The following is a 9,391-nucleotide window of genomic DNA, read 5'->3' on the forward strand; positions in this document are numbered from 1 at the left end:
GCCGGTCGTGCGTCGCGAGCACCACGGCTGCGCCCGTGGCGCCCAGCGCTTCGGTCAGCTCGTCCACCAGGGCCATCGACAGGTGGTTGGTCGGCTCGTCGAGCAGGACCACGTGCGGTCGCGCGGCCAGCAGGATCGCGAGGTCCAGCCTGCGCTGCTGGCCGATCGACAGTTCGGCCACCGGACGGTGCGCGGCGCCGGACGGCAGCAGGCCGAGCTCGCTGAGGCCGACGTGTTCTTCGAGCGCGCCGCTGGTGACGAGGCGTGCCACGGCCGTCTCGTAGACCTCGAAAGCCGGTCGGCGCGACGGGCGCGGTGACTCCTGCGCGAGCAGGCCGATCCGAGCCGCGCGATTGCGTTGCACAGTCCCGGATTCCGGTTCAAGCACCCCTCCCAGCACCGACAGGAACGTGGACTTGCCCGAGCCGTTCGGCCCCGTCACCACGAGCCGGTCACCCGACCTCAGCAAAACCGACCGCGGCACTGCCATCCGACCCGCCACGGTCACCTCGTCCGCCCGCAGGAGCGTGGCGCCCGGCATGGCGGGCAGCTCCGGCAGGTGGAAGCGCAGCGGCGGTCGGGGCACGTCGATCACGTGCGCTTCGAGTTCTTCCTGCTTGCGGTGCACCGCACGCACCAGAGCCGGTGCGCGGGTGGCCCGGGTGTGCTTGCCGGTCCCCTTCTCCGGGCGCCAGCCCGTCGACAGCCGGTTCTGCGCCGCCGACAGGTCCTGCGCGAGCCGCTGGCGCTCGCTTTGCTGGTCCCGGTACGCGGTCTCCCAACGCTCCCGCTCGGCGCGATGCCCTTCCCGGTACCCGGCGTATCCACCGCCGTGGACCCGGGGCCTGCCGTCGCTGGTCGGGTCGAGGTCGAGCACCGTGGTGACGACATCGCTGAGCAGGGCGCGGTCGTGGCTCACCAGGACCACCACCCCGGGATGCTCCCGCAACCTGGCCGTCAGGTGGTCGAGACCGTCGGCGTCGAGGTGGTTGGTCGGCTCGTCGAGCAGCATCAGGTCGTGCCCGGCGCCGAGCAGGCACGCGAGCCGGATCCGGTACCGCTGCCCCACCGACAGCTCCGCCAGCGGCCTGCCGCGATCGCCCACCGCGCTCAGCGCGGCGAGGGAGATGTCGACGCGGCGGTCGGCCTCCCAGGCGTCGATCGACTCCGCCGCCGCCAGCGCGTCGGCGTACTCCTGTTCGGCGCCCGGCCTTCCCTCCGCGAGCGCCTGCGTCGCGGACTCGAAATCGCTGAGCACGGCCCGGACCTGGGCCAGTTCCACGTCGATGAGGTCACCGACGGTCCGGTCGTCGCCGACCGGCATTTCCTGTTCGGCGACGCCGATGGTGCCCGCCCGGTGCACCGAACCCGAGTCGGGCGGCAGGGTTCCGGCGAGTACCTGGAGCAGGGTGGTCTTGCCCCGCCCGTTCTCGCCGACGACGCCGAGGCGATCGCCCGCCGAGACGGTGAGGTCCACACCGCTCAGCACCGGGCGACCGCCCCGCGCCAGATGGATGCCGGTGGCGTTGAGATGCGCGCGCGAACGCAGCGTGAAGACGCTGGACATACTTCCTCCGAAAAGCCGGATTCCGCGCAGCACGGCGGGAATCCGGGAAAAGGCGTGAGACGACGACGGATCAGCTCGACGCCGCCCGGAAGACGTCACGGGCGGTCGAGATCCGCGTGCTCAGAGGAAGTACAAGTACTGCACGCCCCGATCGTAACGGGTGGTGCGCGTGATCGGCGTGTGATTTCCGTCTAGAGCACGGCGAGGCGGGAGAATCCGGCCGATCCGTGCCCGGCGTCGATCGCCCGCTGGACGGCCGCCCGCCCCGCACTGAGCACGCCGTCGTCCAGGCCGTTCGTCCGGGCGGTGTCGATGACCTCGTCCAGCACCGCCGCGGCCGAGACGATCGTCGAGGCGTCCCCGGGGAACTCGTCCGCCGCGACGTGCTCGGCGACCAGGTCGATCAGTCCGGGAAGCAGACCGGCCATCAGCTTGGCGTGCCCGCCGAGATCTGCCGGGGCGATGTTTTCCGCTGCGGCCAGCCGGAACGCGTGCACCACGCCGAACATCGACGTCCAGAACAGATCCAGCAGGGACATGTTGAACCCGGCCGCCCGGCCGGGATCTTCTCCGAGGTACGTCCCGTTCTCGCCGAGTGCGGCCAGCGTCGCCTGCTGCTCCTGGTAGACCTCACGCGGCCCGCTGTAGAGCAGCGCCGCCTCCGGGCCACCGATGACACCGTTCAGGATCACGCCGTCGATGTAGTCGATGCCGTGCCCGGCCGCCCACGCGGCCATCTCGCGGGCCTGCCGCGGAGAACCGCCGGTGAGGTTGACCAGGGTGCGGCCCTTCAATGCCGCGGGATCGAGGATCGCTTGCACCGCCTGGTAGTTCAGCACGCACACCACGACCACCGGGCTGGCCGCGATCGCCTCGGCGGCGGTGCTCGCGATGGTGGCGTCGAGGTCGTTTCCCTTGCCAGGAGTGCGATTCCACGCAGTGGTGCGGTGGCCGGCGGTGGTGAAGGCGGTCGTGATCGCCCGGCCCATCGGGCCGAGTCCGAGAACAGTCACGGGTGTCATGCCGCGTAAGCTAAACCTTCACGTCGGCGTCAGAGTCAAGTCGGGAGCCTGGTATGCGGATCGGGGAACTGGCCCGGCGGACAGGCGTCAGCGAGCGCGCGTTGCGGTATTACGAAGAACAGGGCCTGCTGCGGCCGGAACGACGGCCGAGCGGTTATCGCGTGTACGGGGACGCGGACGTGGCGGCGGTGCGGCGGATCCGGGTCCTGCTCGCGGCCGGGCTGAGCACCGCGCAGATCCTGGAAGTGCTGCCGTGCATCGTCGATGACGACGGCCTGCTGACGCCCGCCTGTCCGGAGCTGGTCGACGAGCTGGTCAAGCAACGGGACCGGATCGGCGAGGCGATCAGCGAGCTGGAGACGACCCGCGCCAACCTGAACACCATCATCGCCGGTCAGAGGTCGTAGGAGATCCCCGAGCGGTCGCGCAGCGCAAGCCGCCGGCGCAGCGAGGCCAGCGTGGCGCTGCTGGGCGCGAGCGCGTCGGCCACCTTCATCGCCGAGTACACCGCGGTTTCCTGCAGGTCGAAGCCCGCTGTGTAGCCACCGGAGAAGTAGAGCCCGTTGCGGCCCTGGAGGGTGTTGAGCGATCTGGTCGCCCGGACCACCTCGGGCGTGATCAGCGGATGCCGGAACTTCCGCTCGAACAGCACGTCGTCCGGTTCCTCGGCCCGGCGCAGGGCCCAGGACTTGAACACGTCCACCGTGCCGCCGTCGGGCAGCTTCGGATGGATGCCGCCCAGCCAGATGCTGCCCTCGGACTCGGCTCCCGCCACCTCGGCGTTGTCCACCGCCCACATGGCGCGGTCGTCGTGGACGTAGCGGGGATCGGTGTGCAGGGCGATGCGCACGTCGAAGTACTCGTGCTCGCCCAGCAGCCCGACGATGTCGGCTGCCCAGGGCACATCGCCGAAGAAGGACTTGCTGGTGTGCGGCGGAGCGTTGACCACCACGGCATCGAAGGGACCGCTGGTGCCTGCCGGGGTGCGCACGGTCCACTGGCCGCCCGAGTAGGACAGGCCCCGCACCGGGGAGTTCACCAGCACCCGCGCGCCCGGGCTGCGGTCGAGCATGCGGCGCAGGTTGCCCTCCAGACCGATGCTGGAGTTCCAGGTGCTCGCGCCCTTGAGCAGTTCCAGCGTCGGCGGGAAGGCCAGCGCGTACAGCTGGAGGACCGAGCGTACGGAGGCCCTGGCCGCGTCGGCGCGGGTGCTGCCGAACAGGGAGACGATCCACGGGTACAGCACGTCGGTCTTGAACCGGTCGCTCACCGGCAGGTCGGCGATCCAGTCCTCGGTGCGCACGTCCCAGGAGATGCCGTCCAGCACGGCTTCGCGCGCTTTCTGGCTGTAGATGGCGAAATCCACTGCCTTCACCGGCGTGAGCAGCGGATAGGTGGAGGAGAACCGGGGCAGACCGCCGTCCCCGGAGTAGACGCAGACGCTGCCCGGCGCCTCGATGGTGTCGTCACCGTCCGGGGCGTCCGGATCGTACAGGCCCAGTTCCTCCAGCAGCGTCACGTAAATCGGGTGCGTGCCGGGGTGGAAGAACTGCGCACCCAGGTCGACGGTGAGCGGGTTGCCCTTGTACTCCATCGTCACCGAGTCGCAGTGGCCGCCGACCTTCGAGCGCGATTCGAACAGCGTCACGTCGCAGTCGCCGGACAGGAAGTAGGCCGTCGCGATGCCGCCGGCACCGGCGCCCAGCACCGCCACCCGGCGCCTGCCCACCGGCACGGCGTCCGCCGGCGCGGCACCGGCGAACAGCCCGGCCGCACCCAGGCCGGAAGCACTCTTGATCAACGAACGGCGGGACAGCTGGGGCACCACCAACACCTCGGCTTCCTGGCGACGATCTTCGAACCGGGAGTGTATGAGCTGTCAACGGTGCGCATCACCGCCCAGCGGACGCATCCGCACCGGACGGCCCGGTGTCCGGGCACCGGGACATCCGGTGCGAGCGGGTGCGCTGAACTACCATCGGGGCATGGCCAAGATCGACTTCAGTTCCCGCGTCGGCGTGTGGTGGACCAGCGACACCTGGCCGATCCGCGACGTGCAGTCCCACACCCGCGAGATCGAGCAGCTCGGGTACGGCTCGCTTTTCTACGGCGAAGCCGCGGGCAAGGAGTCGCTGACCCAGGCGGCGGCGCTGCTCTCGGCGACCGACCGGCTGGTGGTCGGCACCGGGATCGCCAACATCCACGCCCGCGACGCCCTCGCCGCCGAGTCCGGCGGGCGGACGCTGAACGCGCTGCACCCCGGCCGGTTCGTGCTCGGGCTCGGCGTCAGCCACGCCCCGCTGGTGGAGGGCCGGGCGGGCACCTACGCCAAGCCGCTGGCGACGATGCGGGACTACCTCGGCCGGATGGACTCGGTTTCGGACAAGGTCGAGCCCGGCGCGCAGCGCCCGGCGCGGCTGCTCGCCGCACTCGGCCCGAAGATGATCGAGCTTTCCGGCACCGCGGCCGACGGCGCCCACCCGTACCTGATCACCCCGGAGCAGACCGCGCGCACCCGTGAACTGCTCGGACCGGACAAGTGGGTCGTCAGCGAGCAGGCGGTGGCCCTGACCACCGACCGCGACACCGGGCTGCGGCTCGCCCACGAGCACCTCGACGTCTACTCGCGGCTGCCCAACTACCAGGCTTCCTGGCTGCGCCAGGGCTTCGAGGAGTCCGACATCGTGGTCGGCGGTTCCGACCGGCTGGCCGAGGCCATGGTCGCGATCGGCGACACCGACGTCATCGCCGGGCACGTGCGGCGGCATTTCGACGCCGGTGCCGACCACGTCGTAATCCAGGTGCTCGGCGACGGCCGGGCCGCCGACCCGCTGCCCGCGCTGCGCGAACTCGCCCCGGCGCTGGGACTGCGGTAGGGCGCACTCAGAGCGCGCTCGCCACGACCTCCAGATCCGCCAGCAACCCCTGGTAGGCCGAACGCCGGTCCGGGGCGCGCACGACTGCGGAAGGGTGCGTCGTGGCGAGCGCCCAGCGCGGGTGCTGCGGGCCGAGTTCGTCGAGTTCGGGGAAGTCGAGCAGCACACCGCGGTCGGCGGTGACCCTGAAGTCACTGCCGAGCAACGCCTTCGCCGCCGTCGCCCCGAGGCAGACCACGATTTCCGGCTTGACGGTGCGGAGTTCCGCCGTGAGCCAGGGACGGCATGCGCGCACTTCCGCCGCACTCGGTTTCTTGTGGATGCGGCGCTTCCCCCGTTCCTCCGGCACGAACTTGAAGTGCTTCACCGCATTCGTCAGATATGCCGCGTTTCGATCGATCCCGGCTTCCTCCAGCGCGTCGCAGCCCTGGTAGTCCCGGGACGCCTCCGCCAGGGCCCGCAAGCCGCCGTGCGCGGGAACGTACGGTTCGGCGGTCATGGACTCCTCCTCGCGCCGGTCACGAAGTGCGGCTGCTTCCCACGCGTTTACCCCGGAACGGGCGGGGAACACACGGGGCGAGCACATCGGCGGCGACCGAGGAGGCCGTGATGGAGGCGTCCCGCAAACCCTTGCGCATCGTGGTCGCCGGGGCGACCGGAAACATCGGCACCAGCGTCGTGGCGGCGTTGGAATCCGATCCCGGCGTCGGCAACGTTGTCGCGCTGTCCCGCAGGGAACCGCCCGCAGTCGGTTCGAAGGTCGAGTGGATCCGCACCGATGTCGCCGCGGACGACCTGGTGACGCGGGTGATGTCGGCCGACGCTGTGATCAACCTGGCGTGGCTCTTCCAGCCCACGCACGACCCGGCGACGACCTGGCGCAACAACGTGCTCGGCAGCATTCGCCTGTTCGAAGCCGTGGCCGCCGCCGGCGTGCCGAGCCTGGTGCACGCGTCATCCGTAGCCGCCTACAGCCCGCACCAGGACCGGCAGCCCGTGAAGGAGCACTGGCCGACGAACGGCTGGCCGGGAGCCGCCTACAGCAGGGAGAAGGCGTACCTGGAACGTCACCTCGACGCGTTCGAACACCAGCACCCGAACATCCGGGTGGTCCGGATGCGGACCGCCTTCTGCTTCAAGCACGAGTCCGCCTCGCAGCAGCGCAGGCTCTTCATGGGCCCGCTGACGCCGAACCGCCTGATCCGGCCGGACCTGCTGCCCGCGCTCCCGCTCCCGAAAGGCATCCGGTTCCAGGCGGTGCACACCGACGACGTCGGTGAGGCGTACCGGCTGGCCGCGCTGTCCGAGCACTCCGGCGCGTTCAACGTCGCCGCGGAACCGCTGATCGACGCCGAAGTGCTCGCAGCGCTGTTCGGCACGCGAACCATCGAGATCCCGAATTCGTTGGTGCGCAACGCACTCGCGGTGGCGTGGAACCTCCACCTGGTACCGGCCTCTCCCGGTCTGTTCGACGCCTTCGCCCAGCTCCCCGTCATGGACACCTCGCGCGCTCGCGACACGCTCGGCTGGGAACCCCGGCGCAGTTCCACGGACGCGGTCTCGGCGTTCCTCCGCGGTCTGCGGGTGTCGGCCGGAGGAACCAGTCCCCCGCTGCGCCCACGGGTTCCGGGAGGGCGATGGCACGAGCTCCGCACCGGCGTCGGTCAGCGCCCCTGACCGGGTTAGCCCGCGGTGGGCGGTGGGTACTGCCTGGCGTGATGAGTTTCTGGCCCGACAACACCGCCGATCCCGGGGAGGCGCAATGCGCCAGGACAGGAACCACCGTCCTTCCGATCACGACGACGATGACGTGCCCGAGCCCTCTGCCTCGGGGCAGGAGCGACGCGAGAAGCTGGACTCCGAAACCGAGGACGTTCTCGACGAGATCGACGACGTGCTTGAGGACAACCCGCAGGATTTCGTGCGTTCCTACGTGCAGAAGGGCGGGCAATGACGGGCCGCCCACGGCTGGTTCCGGGGACCGCCCAAAGGACGGAGTCAGCCCTGGTGATCGAGCATCCAGCTCATCCGCACGACCGTGCCCGCGCTGCCCGGGGTGATCACCGCCTCGTCGGCGAGCCGGTGGATCAGCGGCAGGCCGCGCCCGCCTTCGCGTTCTCCGCTCAGCGGAAGCCACTGCCCCCGGTCGGTGATCGTCACCTCCACCCGGTTCTGCGCGCTCAAGTGGACCGCCTCCACGTCCATCGCACCCGGTCGCACGTACGCGTGCTCCACCACGTTCGCCATCGCTTCGTAGCTGGCCAGCGCGAGGGCTTCGGAACGGTCGCACGCGAGTCCGGTGCGGAGCGCCCAGCGCGCCAGCGCGTCGCGAAGCCCGGGCAGCTCACCGGCCACGGCGGGAACCTGCCGGTAGTAGTTCACCTCGGCATCTCCGACCTCCGACCGGCCCGCCGTTCAGCGGTCTCCGGCCATCGCGATCGCCCTCTCCCTGGTCGAGAAGATCTCGATCTCCTGGTCCAGGCCCGTCAGCTGGATCGGCCGCAGCGTCGCGGGGCTGTCGGCCACGACCCGGAACCGGGTGCGCCCGGCGGCGCTGTTGCGCACCCGCATCAGCACCGCCAGTCCGGCCGAGGACAGGAAGCTCACCCGGCTGGCGTCGACGACCAGGACATCGGGCTGTTCGCCGAGCGCCGCCATGAGCTCCGACTCGACCTTCGGCGCGTTGACCAGCTCGACCTCGCCCACCACCTCGGCGAGCAGCAGCCGGTGCGATCTGCGGATGGTGATGTCGAACGGGGCCGGGGGGCCGCAGGGATCACTCGATGCAGGCATGCCCCCATGGTGGTTTCGCACCCGCCGATCAGCAAAGGCCCTCCGGCTATCCTGTGCCCATGCGGGAGGCGGCCGGCACGTCCGACGACGCCGAAGAGCGGTTGCGCCGCATCGAGCTGATCACCGACTCCACGCTCGCGCACCTCGGAACCGACGACCTGCTGCGCGAACTGCTGCACCGCGCGCAGGAACTCCTCGACGTCGACACCGCCGCTGTCATGCTCTACGAACCCTCCAGCGAGATGCTGGTCGCCTCCACCGCGGTGGGCATCGAGGACGAGGTGCGCCAGGGCGTGCGGGTGCCCGCGGCCCGCGACTTCGCCGAGGCGGTCGCCGCCGGTGACCCGCCGCCCGTCTCCCGCAGCGACGCGGATCCGTCGCTGATCAGGCCCGCGCTGCGGGAACACGGCATCCGGTCGGTGGTCGGCGCTCCGCTGATGGCGGGCGGGGACGTCCTCGGCATCCTCCACGTCGGAGCCCGCGACTCCCGCCACTTCAGCGAGTCCGACGTCGACCTGGTCCGGCTGGTCGCCGACCGGATCGCGCTGGCCGTCCAGGCCAGCACCACGCACGCCGAGCGGGCCGCCACCGCGGCGCTCCAGCGGAGCCTGCTGCCCACCCGCCTGCCCGCCGTCCCCGGCGTCGCCCTCGACGCGCGCTACGTCCCCGGTGCCGATCCGCGGATCGGCGGCGACTGGTACGACGTCTTCCGGTTGCCGTCCGGCCACGTCGGCATCGTGATCGGGGACGTGGCGGGCAGCGGCCTGGCCGCGGCCGTCGTCATGGGACGGCTTCGCAGCGCACTGCGCGCCTACGCGCTGGAAACCCGCGATCCCGCGGAAGTCCTGCACAAGCTCGACCGCAAGGTCACGCACTTCGAACCCGGCGCCATGGCCACCGTCGGTTACTCGGTCTACGACCCGTCCACCTTCCGGCTGCGGGTGTCGCTCGCGGGCCACCTCGCCCCGGTGGTCGGCGCGCCGGGCCGGCGGGCGCGGCTCGCCGCGCTGCCGGTCGATCCTCCGGTCGGGCTCGGCGTCACCCGCCACCGCAGGACAGGCACGGTCGACGTGCCTCCCGGCGGAGTGGTCTGCTTCTGCACCGACGGGCTTGTCGAGCGCCGTGGCGAATCC

General features: G+C 70.9%; 11 protein-coding genes. 5 read left to right on the forward strand and 6 right to left on the reverse strand.

The annotated features are described in order from the left end of the window. Positions 1–1,567, reverse strand: a 1,567-nt coding sequence (locus tag ABD691_RS18035) for an ABC-F family ATP-binding cassette domain-containing protein (RefSeq protein ID WP_344681128.1), incomplete at its 3' end; no start/stop codon positions are given. 191 nt (positions 1,568–1,758) lie between these two features. Further along, on the reverse strand, positions 1,759–2,589 hold the full coding sequence (locus ABD691_RS18040; RefSeq protein WP_344681130.1) for an NAD(P)-dependent oxidoreductase: 831 nt from the start codon (positions 2,587–2,589) through the stop codon (positions 1,759–1,761). 53 nt (positions 2,590–2,642) lie between these two features. Here ABD691_RS18040 and ABD691_RS18045 point away from each other — a divergent pair, with 53 nt between their 5' ends. After that, entirely contained in the window at positions 2,643–2,996 is a 354-nt protein-coding gene (locus ABD691_RS18045; protein ID WP_344681132.1) for a MerR family transcriptional regulator, read from the forward strand. Here the strand turns inward: ABD691_RS18045 and ABD691_RS18050 are convergent. Continuing rightward, positions 2,984–4,414 (reverse strand): FAD-dependent oxidoreductase, encoded by a 1,431-nt coding sequence (locus ABD691_RS18050; protein ID WP_344681134.1) that lies wholly within the window; start codon positions 4,412–4,414, stop codon positions 2,984–2,986. The genes ABD691_RS18045 and ABD691_RS18050 overlap by 13 nt on opposite strands. A 160-nt stretch (positions 4,415–4,574) precedes the next feature. On the opposite strand from ABD691_RS18050, the gene ABD691_RS18055 reads away from it, so the two are divergent. Further along, entirely contained in the window at positions 4,575–5,465 is an 891-nt protein-coding gene (locus ABD691_RS18055; RefSeq protein ID WP_344681136.1) for an LLM class F420-dependent oxidoreductase, read from the forward strand. Between the two features lie 7 nt (positions 5,466–5,472). On the opposite strand, the gene ABD691_RS18060 is transcribed toward ABD691_RS18055, so the two are convergent. Beyond that, positions 5,473–5,964, reverse strand: a complete 492-nt coding sequence (locus ABD691_RS18060) for a uracil-DNA glycosylase family protein (protein ID WP_344681138.1) — start codon at positions 5,962–5,964, stop codon at positions 5,473–5,475. A gap of 110 nt (positions 5,965–6,074) precedes the next feature. On the opposite strand from ABD691_RS18060, the gene ABD691_RS18065 reads away from it, so the two are divergent. Both ABD691_RS18065 and ABD691_RS18070 read left to right on the forward strand, forming a co-directional pair. Continuing rightward, entirely contained in the window at positions 6,075–7,142 is a 1,068-nt protein-coding gene (locus ABD691_RS18065) for an NAD-dependent epimerase/dehydratase family protein (protein WP_344681140.1), read from the forward strand. An 85-nt stretch (positions 7,143–7,227) separates the two neighbouring features. Continuing rightward, positions 7,228–7,419 carry a ubiquitin-like protein Pup gene (locus tag ABD691_RS18070; RefSeq protein ID WP_344681142.1) on the forward strand — a complete coding sequence of 64 codons (192 nt, stop codon included), beginning with the start codon at positions 7,228–7,230 and terminating at the stop codon, positions 7,417–7,419. 44 nt (positions 7,420–7,463) lie between these two features. Here the strand turns inward: ABD691_RS18070 and ABD691_RS18075 are convergent, their stop codons facing one another. Further along, positions 7,464–7,847 carry an ATP-binding protein gene (locus ABD691_RS18075; protein WP_344681145.1) on the reverse strand — a complete coding sequence of 128 codons (384 nt, stop codon included), beginning with the start codon at positions 7,845–7,847 and terminating at the stop codon, positions 7,464–7,466. A 33-nt stretch (positions 7,848–7,880) separates the two neighbouring features. Further along, a complete protein-coding gene (locus ABD691_RS18080; RefSeq protein ID WP_344681147.1) occupies positions 7,881–8,258 on the reverse strand; it encodes an STAS domain-containing protein in 378 nt (125 codons plus the stop codon). Positions 8,259–8,317: 59 nt separating this feature from the next. Between ABD691_RS18080 and ABD691_RS18085 the strand changes: the two genes are divergently transcribed. Continuing rightward, a partial coding sequence (locus ABD691_RS18085; protein ID WP_344681149.1) for a PP2C family protein-serine/threonine phosphatase occupies positions 8,318–9,391 on the forward strand: 1,074 nt, incomplete at its 3' end.

It is taken from the genome of Saccharopolyspora taberi (assembly GCF_039534165.1).
GTDB lineage: Bacteria > Actinomycetota > Actinomycetes > Mycobacteriales > Pseudonocardiaceae > Saccharopolyspora_D > Saccharopolyspora_D taberi.

Coding starts and splice junctions, on each gene's coding strand:
- ABD691_RS18065 (WP_344681140.1), top strand. CDS start 6,075: ATGGAGGCGTCCCGCAAACCCTTGCGCATCGTGGTCGCCGGGGCGACC.
- ABD691_RS18055 (WP_344681136.1), top strand. CDS start 4,575: ATGGCCAAGATCGACTTCAGTTCCCGCGTCGGCGTGTGGTGGACCAGC.
- ABD691_RS18060 (WP_344681138.1), bottom strand. CDS start 5,964: ATGACCGCCGAACCGTACGTTCCCGCGCACGGCGGCTTGCGGGCCCTG.
- ABD691_RS18045 (WP_344681132.1), top strand. CDS start 2,643: ATGCGGATCGGGGAACTGGCCCGGCGGACAGGCGTCAGCGAGCGCGCG.
- ABD691_RS18070 (WP_344681142.1), top strand. CDS start 7,228: ATGCGCCAGGACAGGAACCACCGTCCTTCCGATCACGACGACGATGAC.
- ABD691_RS18040 (WP_344681130.1), bottom strand. CDS start 2,589: ATGACACCCGTGACTGTTCTCGGACTCGGCCCGATGGGCCGGGCGATC.
- ABD691_RS18080 (WP_344681147.1), bottom strand. CDS start 8,258: ATGCCTGCATCGAGTGATCCCTGCGGCCCCCCGGCCCCGTTCGACATC.